Raw genomic sequence first — 18,214 nt, 5'->3', positions numbered from 1 at the left:
TTTTGTATCAGGGCGCGACTTTAGAGTCGTGCCAATAAGCTCGGCAGATGATGGGGCTTTAGCCCCAGTGCCTAATCCGCTACCTGTTTGGGGTTCGACACCACACGCACCATCGCCGGCCTCAGCATCCGCTCACGAATCTTGTACCCGCGCCGAATCTCCTCAGCCACATGTTCATCCGGCAGATCTTCGCGTTCCACCTGACCCAGGGCCTCATGCACCCGCGGATCAAACGGCTCGCCCACGGTCGGAATCGCCGTCACCTGCAATTTCTGCAAAGCCTCTTCCATCTGCTTCACAATCAGCTCCACGCCGCTCCGCAGTTGCTCCGTCGAACCCGTCGATTTCAACGCCAGCTCAAAGTTATCCAGCACCGGCAGAAACTGCTCCACCACGTTGCCCGTTGCAAAATCCCGAAACTCTGTCTTCTCGCGCTCGGCCCTTTTGCGCGCATTCTCAAACTCGGCCTGCAGCCGCGCCAGCCGATCCAGCAACTGATCCCGCTCGCCCTTCATCTGCGCCAGTTCGCCCTTCGCTTGCTCGAGCTCCGTGCGAGGCACACTCTCATCTCCGGCCTGCTGAATCGCATCAGCCTCCGCCGAAGTTTCCAGCCCCTCAGGTTGCATCTCACCCATTTTTGCTTCAGCTTCCTTCACGTCTATTTCCTGTTCAGGCATACGTTTCCAAAACTTCCCTAGTTGTTCACCAATATTTCTTCGTTGTTTCAAGGATAGATTCCATCTCTTCGCCGTGGTTTCCACAAATAAGTGTCATCCTGAGCGCAGCCGTTATCAGGCGTAGCGAAGGACCTGCTTTGTTTTTCTGATCCCTGATTTCAGTTCCTTATTCCCTCGTTCCAACAATTCTCTCCGAGAGCTGCGCAATGTACCGCACCGCATGAATCATCTCCTGGTATTGGATGCGCGTCGGCGCAATTAGCGCCACCGTTCCCAAAACCGAGCCCTGACTCGCATCGCCCAGCCGCGCCTGTGAGCCAATCAGCACAAGATCCTGCATGGCATGCGGCATCGCGGGCGATGTCGCATCCCTTCCAGGCAAAGCCGAATCCAGGCCCACCACCACGCGAACCTCCTGCTCCCGCCCGTCCACGTACGCCGTCAACAGCTCCACCAGCCGCTGCTTGGCTTCAAGAGCCATAAGCATCTGCCGCAACCGCTCGCGATCCACCTCCGCCGCAATGAGGTTTGCCATCCCCTCCACAAACAGTGTCGGCCCCGAATCACTCGTCAGCGCACCCTTCCGGCAAAGCTCTTCCACGCTGGTCAGCAGCGCGCGATACACCTCGCGCTCAGCCTCCATGCGCTTCGTTACCTCTACCCGAATCCGCTCCACCGGCCAGCCGCGAAAACTCTCGTTGAGATACCGCGCCGCCGTCTCCAGCTCCACATGCGCCATCTCCCGATCCAGCGTCAGCACGCGGTCGTGTACCGCCCCGGCCTGCGTTACCAGCACTGCCAGTACGCGCCCGGCGGCCAACCGCGAAAAATGAATATGCTCCAGTATCTGTATTCCTGACGTGCTCGCCAGCGCCACACCAAGTCCACCAGAAAGCAGCGCCAGCATCTGCGAGGTCCGCTGCAGGTAATCATTCGTGCTCGAAACCCCGGCAAAGCTGTCCTCAATCTGCTCGCGCCGCTCCTGACTCAGTGAATTCGCGTTCAGCGTGTTGGGAGTCAAAGCATTCCGCTCCGGCTCGCTGCCCGCCACGCCTCCCGCAGCCACGCGCCCTGTCTGCGTAATCTGTTCCACGTAATAGCGAAATGCTGCCGCCGTCGGCACTCGTCCCGCCGAAGTATGCGGCTGCTCCAGCAGTCTCGCATCAGCCAGCGCCGCCATCACATTCCGGATAGTCGCCGAGCTCATCCCCTCACGGTCCGCAAAAACGTGTGCAACCGCCTGCGAGGCCACTGGCTCGCCGGTAGCAATATAGAGTTCGATGATGGCCGTCAGCACCAGCCGCTCTCGCGTACTGACGCGCGTCTCACTCATCGCGCCACACCCTCGCTTCCTCCCAATCCCAGCCTAAGCACAACAAAATAATAAACTTGGCCGAAATATAGATGAAGATATCCTCTATAAGTGTAAAAATCTGCGCCTGTTACTGTCAAGGTGTGCATAGAGTTTAGCCTATTTCCGTGTAGGATAGGCCAATGCCGGGACGCGAGCTCTACATCGACCGCCTGCGAGTAGTCATGACAGCCCTCGTCATCCTGCACCACACCGCCCTCACCTACGGTGCTATCGGCGGCTGGTTCTGGCGTGAACTCGATCCCTCCGCCTCCGTTTCAAGCCGCCTGCTGATTCTCTTCTGCACCACCAATCAGGCCTACTTCATGGGTTTCTTCTTCCTGCTCGCCGGCTACTTCACGCCGCTCTCGCTGGAGCGCAAAGGCTACGCCCGCTTCCTCTGCGATCGCTTCCTCCGCCTCGGCATCCCACTGTTGGCCTTCGGTCTCTTCCTCGGCCCTCTCACCGCCGCCATCGTCGAAGCATTCCAGGGCCGCAGCTTCTGGGGCACCTTCGTCTGGCTCTGGAATCACAAGCAATTCATCAACGGCCCACTCTGGTTCGCACAGGCTCTGCTCATCTTCTCCCTCGCCTACTGCCTCTGGCGCAAACTAGCCGGTGCGCCGCTCACCCAATCCGAACGCGCACCCAAACTAGTCCCATCCAACATCTGGTGGATCATCAGCGCCATCGCCGTCGGAGCAATAGCGCTTCTCATCCGCCAGTTCGTACCCGTCGGCGTCAATGTATGGGGACTCCAGCTCGCCTACTTCTCCAGCTACATCTTCCTCTTCGCCCTCGGCATCGCCGCATGGCGCCATGACTGGCTCCGCCAGCTCACATGGAAAAACTCCCGCTTGTCCATCCTCCGCGCCACCCTCTTCTGGATTGCCATGCCCGTCGCCACCTACTTCCTCGCCACGCATAGCGGCGGCGGCAGCGGCAAATCCAACGTCCCCAGCGGCCTCTCCGTGTCCGCCATCTTCTACGCCTTCTGGGAACCATTAGTAGCCTGGGGACTCATCGCCGCATGGCTTCTGGCCTTCCGCAAATGGCAAAACCAGCCCTCCAATCTGTGGTCCTGGCTCGGCCGCCGCGCCTACGCCGTCTACATCATCCATCCTGTAATTCTGGTCCTCATTTCACTGCTCCTTCATGGCTGGGCAGCCCCCGCGCTCATCAAATTCACCGCCACGGGCTCGCTCACCATCGTCGCCTGCTGGCTACTAAGCGACCCACTCGTCCGCCTCCCCGGCCTGCGCCGCATCGTCTAAAACTTGTAGTTGCTCTTTGACGTCATAATGGAAGCCGGCAATCTCTTGAGTCCGGAAGGCTGTTCTCACTCATGCGGAAACACTCAGGCTCGCTCATTCCTTTCTTAGTCGCTGCCTCGCTCTCCACTGCCCAAGCGCCTCCCCCATCACCTGACAATCAAACCATCCTCAAACAGACCGTCAACAATGTCCTCGTAGACATCGTCGTCACCGACAAAAACGGCCAGCCCATCCAGGGCCTTACAAAAGATCAATTCCATATCACCGAAAACAGCGCGCCACAAACCATCGCATTCTTCGAGGAACACAACGACGCACCCGTAGCCAACACACCCGCACCACCCGCGCCTCTCCAGCTCCCACCCAACGTCTACTCCAACTTCCAATCAGCACCCGCCCGCGGTCCGCTTCTTATCCTGCTCATGGACTCCCTCAATACGCCCTTAGCCGACCAGGCAAAGGTGCGCCTCGCAATGCTCCAATACCTCCACCAGATCCCGCCGGGAATTCAGATCGCCATCTTCGCCCTCAACGAACACCTCAGCATGGTCCAGGGCTTCAACACAGATCCCGCCGTCCTCACCGCCGCGCTGAAACAGCTTGATGCCAAGCCCAAGCAATCCCGCCTCACGGATGATCCCGGCCACGACTCTTACGCCGATTCCATCCCCAAGCCCAACTTCGGCGGCGGTGGCAGCAGCGGCATAGCGGCAGAAGCCCAGGGCCTGCAGGCAAATTATGTGGCGAATGAAGGGTCCTATCGCGCCGATGCCCGCATGGAGTTAACGCTCGCAACCTTTGGCAGCCTTGCCACCTACCTTGGCGCCTTACCGGGCCGCAAAAGTGTCATCTGGTTTTCCGGCTCTTTTCCGCTCGCGGTCACCACCCAGGACACAATCCGGCAAGGGCAGGCAACACTGAGCACCAGCATCTCCGACGCACGCAATTACTCCGACAAAGTGACCGCTGCCAGCAAAATGCTGGATCAAGCTCGCGCAGCCATCTACCCCGTCCTCGCCGGCGGACCATCCGTGAACAGCCACTTTGACGTGGATCGTCAGTTGAATGGTGCGCCGCACAACTCCCCCACTGACCCCAATGGCGTTCTCGAGCGGGCTTCTACCCCTGCCGATGACGAAATCAGCGCCCACGAAACCATGAACGTCATCGCCGACCAGACCGGCGGCCGTGCCTTCTATTCCAGTACCGATCTCGGCGCAGCCATCCGCTCCGTACAGCAGCTCGGCGCGCACTACTACACCATCGCCTACGCCCCCACCAACACCTCCTACGACGGCAAATTCCGCAAGATCGCCATCAAAGTCGATTCCCCCAAAGCGCGCCTCGATTACCGCCGCGGCTATTTCGCAGAAGACCCCACCAGGCTGCCATCTACCGCCAGAATGCCCGCTCCAACAGAAGTCTCCTTCGCCCTGCTCCACGGCGCACCCTCATCGACACAAATCCTCTTCAAGCTCCGCGCCACACCCAAAGAAGACGCCCAACCCGCCGCCAACGCCGCCACCACGCCCTACAGCATCAACTGGACGGTCGATCTCCACGGCATCCCTTTCACGCAGCAGGCGGACGGCTCACGCAAAGGTGCCTTCTCGCTCGTGCTCGTCGCCTATGACACCGCCGGAAAGCTACTCAATCAGGCCAAAGACGGCGGTGACATCGCCCTCGATCCCGCGCAGTACCAGAAATACCTTGCCTCCGGCCTCCAGTTTCATCAGGAGATCGATCTCCCCAGCGGCTACGTCTTCCTCCGCGCCGCCATCGTGGACGAAAGCGGCAATCGCTCCGGTTCCATCGAAATCCCTCTCAATGTCGCCCCGCCGCACCAGGCCGGCAAATAAACTTGTGCGTCTTCCCGGCCTGCGCCGTACCGCTTAAAGCGTCATAATAGAAACGCCATGCTAAAGCGCTCAATCCTGGCCGTTACCCTCCTCGCTTCCACCGCCGCAGCATTCGCGCAGACCTCCGCCGCGCCCAAAACCGCCGCCGACGCCTCCGCCCAATGGAAGCAGCGCATCGCCGTCTGGCGCGCGCAACGCGACAAAGAGCTCTCCGCGCCCGACGGCTGGCTCACGCTCATCGGCCTCGAATGGCTTAAATCCGGCGGCAACAGCTTCGGCGCCGCAGCCGACAATTCCGTCCCCATCAAAGCTCAGGCCCCGGAGCACTTCGGCATCCTCACTGTCTCCGGCAAAACCATTCAGCTTCTCTCCTACCCCACCGGGTTCCCCGCCGATTTTCAGATCAACGGCAAACCGGCCCGCGAAGGCCAGCTCACGACCGACGGCGATAACCCCTCCACCATGACCTGGCACGGAATCACCATGGTTGTCCTCGCGCGAGGCGACCGCTACGCCCTTCGCATCAAGGACGCCAACTCGCCCGCCCGTACTGGCTTCAACGGCCTCCACTGGTACGCTCCGGACCTCAACTACGCCGTCGAAGCCAAATGGATCCCCTATCCGCCTGGGCACACCGAAAAGATCCCCACCATCATCGGCACCACGCTCAACCTGCCCGCGCCCGGCCTCGCTGAATTCACCCTCAACGGCAAAACCCTTCGTCTCGAGCCCGTCATTGAAGACCCGCACGACTCCACTCTTTTCTTCATCCTCCGCGACGACACCAGCAAGACCACCACCTACGAAGCCGCGCGTTTCCTCCGCACCCCATTCCCCGATCACGGCCTCGACAAGCCCGGAACCCTCATCCTCGACTTCAACCAGCTCTACAACCCGCCCTGCGCCTACACCCCCTACGCCACCTGCCCGCTCCCGCCTCCGCAAAACCGCCTCACTATCCCCATTGAGGCCGGCGAGCAGCGCTACTCCCACTAGAAATCCGGCTGTCATCCCAAGCAGAATCGTCCCCACACCCGGCAACGACCGTCATCGTGACCGTAGCCGTCTTTCAGGCGGAGAGCCGGGGCCCCGGCAAGCGATCTTCGCTTGCTGGGGTGGAAAGCGAAGGACCTGCTGTTGCCTTTCCGCTAACCCGCCAACTCGCCACGCGCAGCGCCAACTTGCCGCCTTTGTCTTGTCCCTGCTCCCTTGTCCCTCAGCAACACATTACTTTCGTCCATTGTCCTTTCGTGCAAAACGCCAAAAGATAGTTTGCACAAAATTACCGTCATCTGTGCCATACTCTTTTCTGAAGTCAAAAAGGCCCGGTCTTCAAGAACCGGGCCTTCGTATTTTTTCAGCCGAAAATGATCTCCCAGCGAGCATCTCCGCATGAATTGGAGTTCAAGAATTGCCATTTTCACCGCATTTTGACTGCATTTTCGCACCCTTATATCCGCGAAAAATCTCCATTAAATACATGAATATAAACAACTTACAGAATCAATCAAACAGAACATGCATGATTTTCGCTCCTCACAGAATCTGTAATTCTGTAAATCTGTAAGTCTCGCAGGAGCTTAAACCTATGAAAAATAAATGGATAACATCTTCGCATCTCCATTCTTCCCCACAGGTTCTGTAAATCTGTATCCGGGCAAGGGAGTCAGCAAATGTGAATTCCTCGCCTCATCACCCCGGCGAACGAAGAACCGCTGTTCTTTGGCTGCCCGGCAGTGCTTCCAGGCCCCGTGCCGCCCTCGATTACTGGTACATTAGAGTCAGGAACTTGCGCCATGCAGCCGCTAATTGAAGACCTCCGGATTCTCTCCAACAAAGTAGTCCTACCCCCGATTTTCCTCGAGGAAGAGCGGTCGGTCTCGGAAAACGCCGCCGCCACCATCTTCAATTCCCGCATCGACATCACGCAGATCCTCGCCAAGCGCGATTCGCGCCTGCTGGTTCTCGTCGGTCCCTGTTCCATCCATGACACCAAGGCCGCCGTCGAGTACGCCGGTCTCCTGCAAAACGCCATCAAGGAATTCGGACGCGATCTCCGCATCGTCATGCGCGTCTACTTTGAGAAGCCCCGCACCACCGTCGGCTGGAAGGGTCTCATCAACGACCCGTTTCTCAACGAATCCTTCCAGATTAACGACGGCCTGCGCCTTGCCCGCAATCTGCTCCTCGATCTCAACGAGATGGGCGTCCCATCCGGCACCGAATTTCTCGACATGATCTCGCCGCAGTACCTCGCCGGCCTCGTCGCCTGGGGAGCCATCGGAGCCCGCACCACCGAAAGCCAGGGCCACCGCGAGCTGGTCAGCGGCATCTCCTGCCCCGTCGGCTTCAAAAACGGCACCTCCGGCAATGTCCAGATCGCCATTGACGCGCTTCTCTCCGCCGCCATCTCGCACACTTTCCTTGGGCACACCAAGAACGGCCAGTCCGCCATCTTCCGCACCACCGGCAACCGAGACACGCACATCATCCTGCGCGGCGGCCGCAATACTACTAACTACGACGCCGCCAGTGTCAATGAAGTCAGCCGCCGCATGATCGCCGCCGGTCTCGACCCGCGCATCATGATCGACTGCAGCCACGCCAACAGCAGCAAGGACTACAACCGCCAGCCCATCGTCTGCCATGAGATCGCCGAACAGGTTTCCGCAGGAAACCGAGACATCCTCGGCGTCATGATCGAAAGCAATCTGGTCGCAGGCACCCAGAAGCTCATCGCCGGCAAGCCCCTCAGTGATCTCGTCTACGGCCAAAGTATCACCGACGGCTGCGTCGACTGGCCCACCACCCACGGCATGCTCACCGAGCTAGCAGCCGCAGTCCGCTCCCGCCGCACCGCCACCCAGCTTCAGCCCGCCGACACCACCGCCTCAGCCCTCGCAAAATAGCTAGATCGATGAATCAAGCTGTCATCCTGAGCGAAATTTGGCGCGCCCGCGCCAAACGAGTCGAAGGACCTGTGGTTGTTCTTGCTTTTGCCTTTCGTTAATTCAGCACGGCCTTCGGTGCCCCAGCTCCGTGTGTTCGGACCTGGGAAGCAGACCGTGCCGTCCTGAACGAAGCCTTTCTTTAGCGGAAGCGAAGAACCAGCTTTTCCGAACCACTAACCACTAACTTCCTCATGCGGATAATTAAACAAGATCTGATTCCCATCCAAATCATCCACCACAATCAACCGATATCCCCACGAACCATCCTTCACCGGAACGCCCTTAGCCTCTAGCTCCGCGCGCACCGCATCAATCGCAGCAATCCCGGCTTCAGGCGTCTCCGGCTCCGTATTCAGCGAAATAAAGAGCAGCCCTTTGCCAACCTTCTCCGGCGAGGTATCAGCCCAGGTGCTCGTAAGAATCAACGCAGCCCCCTGCCGATCCACCTGCGCCACGCGCGCCTTTCCATCCTCGTCATACCGCCAGGGACTCGTAAACCCAAGCTGATCCACATAAAACCGAAGCGAAGCCTCAACATCTCTCACATGAAAAATAGTGCGCGCAAACCACTCCGTCATACCCCATCCACCTCCATACCGATCCAACAACTTTACCCCCAGCCATTGCCAGCGATAAATAAGACCTCCGCAACCATTCCTCTTACCAGCTCCGCTATCATCACCTAAGCACCATGCCCCCAACGCTTTTCATCTCGGCAGGCGAAGCCAGCGGCGAACACTACGGTGCAATGCTCATGGAATCCCTCCGCAAGCAGTCCCCTACTAAACTGAACTTCATAGGCATGGGCGGCCCGCGCATGGTGGAATCGGGCCTGGACCGCATCGTCCGCGCAGAAGACGTAGCCGTCATGGGCATCACGGAAATCGTCCGCCACCTGCCGCGCATCTACGCCGAATTCCGCAAGCTCAAAGCATCCATCCGCCGCCGCAAACCAGACCTCGCTATCCTCATCGACTTCCCCGACATCCACTTCGCCCTCGCCAAGGAATTCCACCGCCTTGGCATCCCGGTCATCTTCTTCGTCAGCCCCCAGCTCTGGGCCTGGAAGAAGCACCGCATCAAACTCGTCCAGAAATACATCGACAAGATGCTCGTCATCTTTCCCTTCGAAGAACCTTTCTACCGCGAGCACAAGGTCAACGCAGAATTCGTAGGCCACCCGTTAGCGGATTTACCGCTCCCAACTGAAACCAGAGAAAAGTTCGCCGCCGAAAATACCCTCGATCCCGCCAAGCAATGGATCGGCCTACTTCCCGGCAGCCGCATCAAGGAAATCCGCGCCAATCTCCCCGAGATGCTCAAAGCCGCTTTCTTCCTCTACGACGATTACGCCGAAAACGCGCGCCTCGGCCTCCAGTACCCCGAGCCGGAATTCCTTCTCCCACTCGCTCCCACGCTAACCGCCATTCAGCGTGAAGAAGTCCACCAGATCATCACCGCACATACGCCCGGCCTGCCCGTCCATCTCGTCTCCGACGCCCGCGCCGCTCTATTCCACGCCCGCGCCGCTATCGTCGCCAGCGGCACAGCCACCGTAGAAGCCGCCCTCATCGGCAATCCCTTCGTCGTCGTCTACCGTGTTTCTCCGCTCACCTACGCCATCGCCAAGCGCGTCGTCACTGTCCCTCACGTTGCTATGGCCAACCTCATCGCCGGCAAGCGTCTCGTCCCCGAACTCATCCAGAACGACTTCACCGCGTCCAATATCGTGACGGAGTTACGTCCCTTGCTATCCGATGGCCCCGAACGAGCGTCCATGATGCAGGGGCTAGCCGCTCTTCGGGGCATGCTTCATCCACCTCACGGTCAGACAGCCATCGACCGCGTCGCAGAAATCGTCCTTCAACAGCTCTCCCTTACGCCCTCTGCCACTGCTGTCGCCCAAAAGAGTTAAGATTCCCGCAAGGATTGTGCGCCGTAAGGATCCCAATAATGACCAGCTCGACCATCACGTCTTCCCGCCGCTTCTCCGCACTCCTCGCCGTTCTCATCCTGCTGTCCACCGATTTCCTTGCGGCCCAGCGTATCGAGCGTCCCACCCTCACCGTTTCCGCCTACACCATTGACGCCGAGATCGACCCCGCCACGCACCACCTGCAGGCCAGGGTCACCGTCACCTTCACAGCGCCGGATAACTCCGATCTCATCAACTTCGGCTTCCATCCAGCCCTCAAAATCTCCAAGATCACCGACGACTCCGGCAAGATCCTCACCGGCGAGCGCACAGCGGATGGTTCCGTCCGCATCGTGCCCAACTCTCCAGTCTCCTCCGGCGTCCCCGCCCACTGGACCTTTGAGTACGAGGGCGTCATCACCGGCAATGAAGACGGCCCCATTGAAGGCCTCAAGCTCGCAGCCATTCAGGAGCCCATCACCTACCTCTTCTATCCCTCCCGCTGGTTCCCCTCCACCGGCTACATGACCAACCGTTTCACAGCGCAGATGCACATCCGCGTCCCGCAGGGTATGCGCGTCTTCGCCAGCGGCCAGACCGGCTCCCCGCATAGCGCGAGCCTGGCGAATGGCAAGCCCGGCGACCAATACGACTTCAACTGGAACAAACCTGGCTTTCCCGGCACCGTCATCGCCGGCCGCTACGTCGACCCCGCCACCGCCGGCCCCATCAAGGTCTATCTCACCGTTTCCCATCGCTCCGCAGCCGAGCAGCTAGCCCAGACCGCCGCCAAGGAACTCAACTTCTTCACCGATAGCTTCGGCCAGCCAGAAACGACCCATATCAATGTTGTCGAGCTGCCCGATGACACGCTCCCGGCCTTCTGGGCCCCCGAGATTGCCGCCATCATGGGTTCTCGCACAGGCGACAAATCCGGGATCCGTCTTCTCGCCAACACCCTCGCCCGTCAGTGGTGGGGTTCTGAGGTCAGCCCCAAAACCCTCTCCGATGCATGGATCACCAACGGCATGAGCAGCTACGCCGAGCTGATGTACGTCGAAGATGAGCAGGGCAAGGGCGCCATGCATACCGCTCTCCAGGACGTCGCAGCCGGTGCGCTCGCCTACGACATCACACCGCTCTCCACCGCGGGCCGCCTCAGCCCTTTCTCGCCCGAATTTCAGTCCCAGACGCAGTGGAAGGGCGCCATGATCTTCCACATGCTCCGCTGGGAAGTCGGCGACAAGCCATTCCTCGCCGCGCTCAAAGGCACTCTCTCGCAATACACCGACCAGGGTATCCGCGCCTCTGATTTAACCAAAGTCTGTGAAGCCCAGACCGGCCAGAACCTCACGCCGTTCTTCGCCCAGTGGGTCGATGGCACCGGCGCGCCCACATTCGTGAACAAATACGCCGTCTATCGCCTCGGCAATAACAAAGGCTTCCGTACCATCGGCGAAATCAACCAGGATCTCGATCTCTTCCGCATGCCCGTCGAGCTGCGCGTTGAAACCGAAGGCAAGACAGAGATCAAGCGCGTCGATGTCGTCGGTACTGAATCGCAGTACGTCGTCGACACCTTTGGCCGCCCGCGCCGCATCACCATCGACCCGCAGAACTGGCTCCTGAAATCGACGCCCGATCTCCAGGTCCGCATCGCTATTCTCAAAGGCCAGCAGCTCGTCGCCCAAGGCGACCTCACCGGCGGCCTCAATGAGTATCAGAAGGCCCTCGAAGCCAACCCGCAAAGCTCGCTCGCAAGCTATCGCATCGGCGAAGTTCTTCTCACCCAGCACAACTACCAGTCCGCCATCAACTCCTACCGTGACGCCCTTCGCGGCGACGACGAGCCCCGCTGGACCGAAGTCTGGAGCCACATCGAGATCGGCAAAATCTTCGATCTCACCGGCCAGCGCGACCGCGCCGTAGAACAGTACCGACTCGCCGTCCAGACCAACGACAACACCCAGGGCGCCCTGAACGAAGCTCGCCTGTACCTTCAGAAACCGTACATCCGTCCCGAAACCGAGTAGCTCGAAATCACCCGGCCGCACGCACGCGAGCACCGTGGCTACCTCAGTTGATCACGCTTTTTGCGCGTCGCTTTTCACCGCGCACAAAAGCACATGCGATGAAGTCAGCAGCGGGTGCAGCCAATTTCCGGCCTGCTTGGCTCCGCTTTCATGGGCCGGCATCAGCCAGATCTTGTCCGCCCAGCCCGCCAGTTGCGCGTATGAATCGTACACGCTGTAGGAGTAATACAGCCCATCGCCTTCCGAGATGCTGTACATCTTCCCTTTGGTCTGAACGTACCGCGCCGCATTCCAGAGATTCGCCTTGTAGAGCGCCAGCTTGACCAGCCGTGCCAGTGGCCTCCCCTGTCCAAAACGGTTGCAATCGGAGAGAAATACCGCCTTCCGCGCAACCCGCATCATCTCTGCAATCACCTTTTCCGGCTCCGGCACATGGTGCAGAACTCCGCACTCCAGCACAGCGTCCACCGATACATCTGCAAAAGGCAGGCTCGCTCCGCTCCCCTGAAGAATCGAACCCATGGGCACACCGCGCCGCTCACCAGCTGCAATCAGCTCCGCCACGGGCTCAATACCTTTCACGCTCTTCCCGCAGGAGGTAAGAAACTCCACTCCTCTACCAGTGCCTGCTCCCACATCCAGAAACGTTTCCAACTGATACAGGCTGCTGATGGCATCGATAAACGCAAGCGATATGTTATGCTCATGCCCCTCCTCGGAGTTATGCATCGCATCATATCGCTCGGCTGTCTGTCTGTAATAAGCGGCTTGGATCGCCGCCGCGTCGTCGAGGCTTTCCAGCTTCTGTAATTCAACTGGTTCCGCGCTGACCGATGCGGCGTCGGACACACCATGTTGTTGCGGCAGATCCGCGTTGAGCGACATGGAGGACGTCTCCTGATGCAAAGCTATTATGGGCCTTTTATGGATTATGGACTTTATATCGCACGAATTATGTATATTTTTGTACTCCGCTTTGTAAATGCCCGTGCAATTCATCGAAAGAAATCGGGAGAATCGTAGCCATCAGCGCAAAAACAAAACAGCCATCGCGCTGTGCGATGGCCGTTCTGTCACAGAATTTTTCTGGGATTCAATAACTTGGCGCTCTCCGTTCTCCGTCGCCCCGTGAAAGCACTTCCAGCACCACCGGAGCGAGTCCGGCGTTGCTCATTGCCAGCTTCTCCGCCGCGGCATGAGAAAGATCCAGAATCCTTCCGGCAGCCAGCGCGCCGCGGTCCGTAATCCGCACAATCACGCTGCGGCCATTCCGCAGGTTCTTCACCTTCACCACCGAACCGAAAGGCAGTGTCGGATGGCAGGCTGTCATCTTGGTCTCGTCGAAGGTCTCTCCATTCGCCATCGTCTGGCCGTCAAAGGCATCGCCATACCAGCTTGCAATTCCGCGCAATAAAGCCTTGCGCTGCTCAGCAAGCGTCAACTTTGGCTTCACGGGTGCCGCATGTTGCAGCGTTGGCGCGGTAGCTGCCAAAGTCGCACCAGGATTCGGCAGGGCGATCTTCGCATGCACCGGAACCAGCCACACGTTCACCGCCACAGCAGTGAACGCAATCGCCGTCACACCTGACAGAAGCCAAATTCGGAGCGGAGTCATCAGATTGGGGGTTCCTGAACCACGTCGAATTTCCATCCCCCCATTTTATCGAAATCTGGGTGTAAAGACACCCCTTGGCAACCCCAGACTGTCCGTTTCCGGCCAAAATGCCAATCCCATATCGGCAAACTATTCAGATAACTTGAGTTATATAGTTACTTTTTGAGCGATTTTTTTGCCTCAGCCGCTTCTATTTTCCCTTTTTCATCGCCTGAAACGAGCTCACAAAAAACAATCTCCGACACTCGGCCCGCGAAACCTTCCCCCTCCGCCCAGCGTCCTCATCAACGAAAGAGGATCGCCCATGCAAGCCTTTCGTCTTGGTTCTCACAGTGCACTTAAAATCGCGCTCATCGTAGCCTGCCTCACTGCAACATTCGATCATGCACAAACCCCTGCCGGGCCGCATGCTCCCGTCCCAACTACAATCCTCTCCGCACGAAAACTCTTCATCGCAAATGGTGGAGCCGATGCCGGTCTCTTCCCCAGTCCCTTCAGCGGAAGTACCTCTCACGGCTACGATCAGTTCTATTCCGCCTTTCGCGGCATGAGCCAGTACGACATTGTCTCCAACCCCTCAGAAGCCGATCTTGTCCTCGAGTTCCAGGTACAGGCGCCGCTCGGTCCCGCTAACGCCAACAAGCAAAAAGGCGCAGCAGATCCACTGCCCACCGTCTCAGTAAAAATCTACGACCGACCCAGTCATTATGTTCTCTGGGCATTTTCTGAGGAAGTGGACGTTGCTCTATTGCAGAAGACCCACGACCGCAATCTCGACGACGCCATCGCCCGGCTCGTGCAGGACTTTCAGAGCCTGACCCGGCCCCAATCCGCTACCCCATCTTCAACCCCGTGAATCGGCATCCAAGGCGGCTCAAATTCCCTCAGTCCCCGCCCTGGCCAACCACCGCACGCTCTAATTCCCGAACCTCCAGCCGTTCCCCGGCCTTCAAATATCCCTTGCGCCGAAACCACTCCTCCATCGCCACAGTCAGATTGTCCAGCGGAATGCGGAATCCTGCCTCCAGCAATCCATCGCCCACCGGAAGCGTATCGTCAAAGATCGCGTCGTTCGTAAAGTTCCGCATCGCAAAGTTGTCGATCCACTTTACCGGGCAAGCCTCTCGCATCCCAGTCGCATCCACCCGCTCTACCGCCAGCCTGCGCACGAACATACCAGCGAGTCTACTCAGCAATCCTGCAACCGGTCTATTGCAGCGCCCTCAAACGAATAGCGGTTGACAACTCGGCATCCGAACGCGAAACATGCAAAAGCACAGCGATCTTCCTATTTTTCGTTCCAACCGCGTTCCCCACACGCTTTGACCGGCAAGCACAGGGCAACATTGATCAGGCTCCGCACAATTCCTTCCGTCCTGCTCGGCGTCGTGCTCGCAAGCTGTTACGCGCAGAAGCCTTCCCCGCCCCCCGCCCAGCGAAACACCGTCAGCCCCATGCAGTTCCACTACGAAGCGGCCTATCGGCTGCAGGAGCAGGGTGATTTCGCGCACGCTGACGCGGAACATACCGCTTTTCTCATTGAGGCTCTTGAAGGCGTCGCCACCGGCTACGCAAACACCGGAGACTACGCCCACGCAGCCCCCGTCTATGAGGATGCGCTTACCCTGGCGCCCAACGATTTCACCATCCGCTACAACTACGCCCGCGCCGCGATCGACGCGAAAGATTCCGGCAAAGCCCTCGCGCTTATCCAGCCCCTCCTCGCGCCAGGCGCTTCTTCGCTTACTCGTGTCCAGATCATTCAGGCGCAGAAGAGTATTGCTGAGGCGCTCTATGGAGAAGGCCACTTTCAGCCCGCGCTCAACGGCTTCCTGGCCGTCGCTTATGCTGAGCCCAGCTACGAAAACCTGTATTCACTCGCCGCAGCCACGGTCGCCATTCGCGGTGACGATGCGGCAAAGCCCCTGTTTGCTGTACTGCTGCGAAACTACGGCGACTCAGCCCGTCATCGCATGGATATAGGCCGCATTTATGGCCAAACCAATTATGCAGACGATGCAGTGGAGGAGTTTAAGCGGGCTCTCGCATTCGATCCTTCTTTCCCCGGCGCGCATTACTCGCTCGGCGCGGCCTACATGAGCGGAAACTCTCCTCCTGAACTCGCCGAAAAAGAGTTTCGCAAGGAGCTCGCCCTCAATCCCAACGATTCTCTCTCCTACCAGCAACTCGGTCGCATCGCGCTTGCGCGCAACGACGACCATGAAGCCGAGCTAGATTTCCGCCATGCCATCGAGCTTGCCCCCAACAACGTATCCAACTACATGATCCTCGCGTCGCTCTATTACGATCACCTCAAACGCCCCCAGGACGCCGAAGCTGCCTTCCGCCGCGCCATCGAGCTCACAGTGAACCCAGCACGCAATAACTGGGAGATTCAGCGCGCACACTACATTCTCGGACGCATCCTCGCCACACGCGGCGACCAGGCCGGAGCTGAGCGCGAATTCACCATCTCGCAATCCATGCTCGAACGCAAGAGCCAGCAGGACCAGCGAATCTCAGGCCTTGAAGTAACTGCCGATCCGCTTGCGAAAACCCGCATCGCCTCAGCGCAGGACATCGCCGCCTTTCAGCAGTTTCGTGAGCACCTCACGCCGCTCATCGCCGGCAGTTACAACAACCTCGGTGTCCACGCCGCCATGGCTGGAAAATTCGACACAGCCGCAAAGCAATTCGCACTCGCCTCTCAGTGGAATCCGTCTCTCCCCGGCATAGACCGCAACTGGGCCCGCGCCGCCTTCGCCGCGCATGACTGTTCCCAGGCAATCACGCCGCTGCGCCGCGCGGCACAACAAGCCCCCTCTGACATGGAACTCAGCTCCATGCTCGCCACCTGCAATGCAGCCCATTGAAATATTGATTGACAGTCTCGATTCCCACGCGAGAGACTTTCCCGTCTTTATTTGCCCGCGTCGTTCGCAAGCTGAAACTAAACGCGCAAGAAGATTGCTGTGTGGGTTCGTTCTCTGCTGCCCATCCTGCTTGGCGTCACGCTCTTAAGCTGTTATGGGCAACAGCCGTATTCACCGCCGGGCCCGACAGATGCAACCAGTCGTATGCAACATCACTACGAACTGGCCTACCGCATGCAGGATCAGGGCGATCTCGCCCAGGCCGATGCGGAGCATACTGCTTTTTTGCTCGCCGCGCTTGAAAGCGTCGCCACTGGCTACGCCAACATTGGCGACTACACTCATGCCGCGCCAGTCTACAACGAAGCGCTTACCCTTGCGCCCGCGGATTTTTCGCTCATCTACGATTACGCTCGCGCCGCAATGGACAGTAACGATCCGCGTAAGACGCTTGCGGTTCTCACACCGGTGCTCGCTCCCGGTGCTGCACCGCTCACCCGAATTCAGCGCTCGCGTGTGCAGAAAATCATCGCCCAGGCTCTCCATGCTCTGGGATATCATCAGGCTTCACTCGATGCCTACCTGGCTGCAGCCTACTCTGATCCCAGCTATGACAACATGTACGCTCTCGCCGTCGCCATGCTCTCCATTCGCGGCAACACTCAGGCAAAGCCCATCTTCGCCGCTGCTCTGAATACCTACGGAGACTCCGCACGCCATCACATGGACATCGGCCGAGCCTACGGTCTATGCAGGTATCCGGACGACGCGGTCCCCGAATTCCAGCGCGCTCTCGAGCTGGCCTCGTCCTTACCCACCGCACATTACTCGTTGGGCGCCGCTTACATGGACGAAACGAACGCCAACGTCGCCCTCGCGGAAAATGAATTCCGCAAAGAACTGGCTCTCAACCCAGACGACGCCCTCTCTTATCAGCAACTCGGTCTCATCGCTCAGCGGCGCGGTGACAACAAAGAGGCTGAATTTGATTTTCTGCGCGCCACCGAGCTCGCTCCCGGCAATTCCTCAAACTTCCTGCACCTTGGTTCGCTCTACTTTCATCTCAACCGTCCGCAGGATGCCGAGCCACTCCTCCGTCGCGCCATCGAGCTCACCGTCAATCCCGAGCACAACTTCTGGGAGATTCAGCGTGCCCACTATCAGCTCGGACGCATCCTGTCTGCCAAAGGCAATCAGGACGAAGCCGCGCGCGAGCTCTCCATCTCCCAATCGTTACTCGACCGCAGCAGGAAACAGCAGGAGCAGCGCATCACAGGCCTCGAAGTGGACATTGATCAACTCGCGACAACTCGCATCGCCTCAGCGCAGGACACCGCTGCATTTCAAGAATTTTTGCAGCACCTCACGCCTCTCATCGCCGGCAGCTATAACAATCTCGGCGTCCACGCCGCCATGGCAGGAAAATTTGATACAGCCGCAAAGCAATTTGCTCTCGCCGCCCAGTGGAATCCGTCTCTCCCCGGTATAGACCGCAACTGGGCCCGCGCTGCCTTCGCCGCGCATGACTGTTCCCAGGCCATCACCCCGCTGCGCCGCGCGGCACGACGCGACCCCTCCGACGCCGAACTCAACTCCATGTTTGCCGCCTGCGGCAACACGACGAATCCGTAGTACAGCAGGCAAATACAGTGGTGATCTTGAACGG

General features: G+C 58.9%; 16 protein-coding genes. 9 read left to right on the top strand and 7 right to left on the bottom strand.

Going from position 1 to position 18,214, the window contains the following annotated elements:
- Positions 1 to 71: 71 nt before the first annotated feature.
- Both grpE and VO84_RS15030 read right to left on the bottom strand, forming a co-directional pair.
- A complete protein-coding gene (grpE, locus tag VO84_RS15035) occupies positions 72 to 677 on the bottom strand; it encodes a nucleotide exchange factor GrpE (RefSeq protein WP_231737960.1) in 606 nt (201 codons plus the stop codon).
- 166 nt (positions 678 to 843) lie between these two features.
- Complete coding sequence (locus VO84_RS15030) at positions 844 to 2,010, bottom strand: HrcA family transcriptional regulator (protein WP_058188388.1); 1,167 nt, start codon at positions 2,008 to 2,010, stop codon at positions 844 to 846.
- A gap of 161 nt (positions 2,011 to 2,171) precedes the next feature.
- Between VO84_RS15030 and VO84_RS15025 the strand changes: the two genes are divergently transcribed.
- The 3 genes from VO84_RS15025 to VO84_RS15015 all read left to right on the top strand — a co-directional run bounded on the left by VO84_RS15025 (position 2,172) and on the right by VO84_RS15015 (position 6,157).
- Entirely contained in the window at positions 2,172 to 3,302 is a 1,131-nt protein-coding gene (locus VO84_RS15025; protein ID WP_058188387.1) for an acyltransferase family protein, read from the top strand.
- 71 nt (positions 3,303 to 3,373) lie between these two features.
- On the top strand, positions 3,374 to 5,161 hold the full coding sequence (locus tag VO84_RS15020) for a VWA domain-containing protein (RefSeq protein WP_058188386.1): 1,788 nt from the start codon (positions 3,374 to 3,376) through the stop codon (positions 5,159 to 5,161).
- A 57-nt stretch (positions 5,162 to 5,218) separates the two neighbouring features.
- Positions 5,219 to 6,157, top strand: coding sequence for a DUF1684 domain-containing protein (locus VO84_RS15015; RefSeq protein WP_058188385.1), 939 nt, complete (start codon positions 5,219 to 5,221; stop codon positions 6,155 to 6,157).
- Between the two features lie 152 nt (positions 6,158 to 6,309).
- On the opposite strand, the gene VO84_RS15010 is transcribed toward VO84_RS15015, so the two are convergent.
- On the bottom strand, positions 6,310 to 6,579 hold the full coding sequence (locus VO84_RS15010; protein ID WP_058188384.1) for a hypothetical protein: 270 nt from the start codon (positions 6,577 to 6,579) through the stop codon (positions 6,310 to 6,312).
- Positions 6,580 to 6,957: 378 nt separating this feature from the next.
- Here VO84_RS15010 and VO84_RS15005 point away from each other — a divergent pair, with 378 nt between their 5' ends.
- Positions 6,958 to 8,070 (top strand): 3-deoxy-7-phosphoheptulonate synthase, encoded by a 1,113-nt coding sequence (locus tag VO84_RS15005; protein WP_058188383.1) that lies wholly within the window; start codon positions 6,958 to 6,960, stop codon positions 8,068 to 8,070.
- A 215-nt stretch (positions 8,071 to 8,285) separates the two neighbouring features.
- Here VO84_RS15005 and VO84_RS15000 read toward each other — a convergent pair whose 3' ends face one another.
- A complete protein-coding gene (locus tag VO84_RS15000; RefSeq protein WP_058188382.1) occupies positions 8,286 to 8,690 on the bottom strand; it encodes a VOC family protein in 405 nt (134 codons plus the stop codon).
- 113 nt (positions 8,691 to 8,803) lie between these two features.
- Here VO84_RS15000 and lpxB point away from each other — a divergent pair, with 113 nt between their 5' ends.
- Both lpxB and VO84_RS14990 read left to right on the top strand, forming a co-directional pair.
- Positions 8,804 to 10,027, top strand: a complete 1,224-nt coding sequence (gene lpxB, locus VO84_RS14995) for a lipid-A-disaccharide synthase (RefSeq protein WP_058188381.1) — start codon at positions 8,804 to 8,806, stop codon at positions 10,025 to 10,027.
- 38 nt (positions 10,028 to 10,065) lie between these two features.
- On the top strand, positions 10,066 to 12,060 hold the full coding sequence (locus VO84_RS14990; protein WP_058188380.1) for a M1 family aminopeptidase: 1,995 nt from the start codon (positions 10,066 to 10,068) through the stop codon (positions 12,058 to 12,060).
- A gap of 51 nt (positions 12,061 to 12,111) precedes the next feature.
- Here VO84_RS14990 and VO84_RS14985 read toward each other — a convergent pair whose 3' ends face one another.
- Together VO84_RS14985 and VO84_RS14980 are read right to left on the bottom strand one after the other, a co-directional pair.
- The gene (locus tag VO84_RS14985; RefSeq protein ID WP_058188379.1) at positions 12,112 to 12,945 is read right to left on the bottom strand and encodes a class I SAM-dependent methyltransferase; all 834 of its coding nucleotides are present in this window, start codon (positions 12,943 to 12,945) and stop codon (positions 12,112 to 12,114) included.
- Between the two features lie 208 nt (positions 12,946 to 13,153).
- Positions 13,154 to 13,711 carry a septal ring lytic transglycosylase RlpA family protein gene (locus VO84_RS14980; protein WP_082662001.1) on the bottom strand — a complete coding sequence of 186 codons (558 nt, stop codon included), beginning with the start codon at positions 13,709 to 13,711 and terminating at the stop codon, positions 13,154 to 13,156.
- A 268-nt stretch (positions 13,712 to 13,979) separates the two neighbouring features.
- Here VO84_RS14980 and VO84_RS14975 point away from each other — a divergent pair, with 268 nt between their 5' ends.
- Positions 13,980 to 14,531: a hypothetical protein gene (locus VO84_RS14975; protein ID WP_058188377.1), complete on the top strand. Its 552-nt coding sequence runs from the start codon at positions 13,980 to 13,982 to the stop codon at positions 14,529 to 14,531.
- A gap of 28 nt (positions 14,532 to 14,559) precedes the next feature.
- Here VO84_RS14975 and VO84_RS14970 read toward each other — a convergent pair whose 3' ends face one another.
- A complete protein-coding gene (locus tag VO84_RS14970) occupies positions 14,560 to 14,850 on the bottom strand; it encodes a hypothetical protein (protein ID WP_058188376.1) in 291 nt (96 codons plus the stop codon).
- A gap of 171 nt (positions 14,851 to 15,021) precedes the next feature.
- On the opposite strand from VO84_RS14970, the gene VO84_RS14965 reads away from it, so the two are divergent.
- Both VO84_RS14965 and VO84_RS14960 read left to right on the top strand, forming a co-directional pair.
- Positions 15,022 to 16,548, top strand: a complete 1,527-nt coding sequence (locus VO84_RS14965) for a tetratricopeptide repeat protein (RefSeq protein WP_058188375.1) — start codon at positions 15,022 to 15,024, stop codon at positions 16,546 to 16,548.
- 99 nt (positions 16,549 to 16,647) lie between these two features.
- On the top strand, positions 16,648 to 18,180 hold the full coding sequence (locus VO84_RS14960) for a tetratricopeptide repeat protein (RefSeq protein ID WP_157439905.1): 1,533 nt from the start codon (positions 16,648 to 16,650) through the stop codon (positions 18,178 to 18,180).
- Positions 18,181 to 18,214 lie beyond the last annotated feature (34 nt).

Origin of the sequence: Occallatibacter gabretensis, from assembly GCF_001449115.1 — a bacterium.
GTDB lineage: Bacteria > Acidobacteriota > Terriglobia > Terriglobales > Acidobacteriaceae > Telmatobacter > Telmatobacter gabretensis.
Note: the sequence above shows the minus strand (reverse complement) of the source record. Positions and strands in the feature narration are given on the sequence as shown.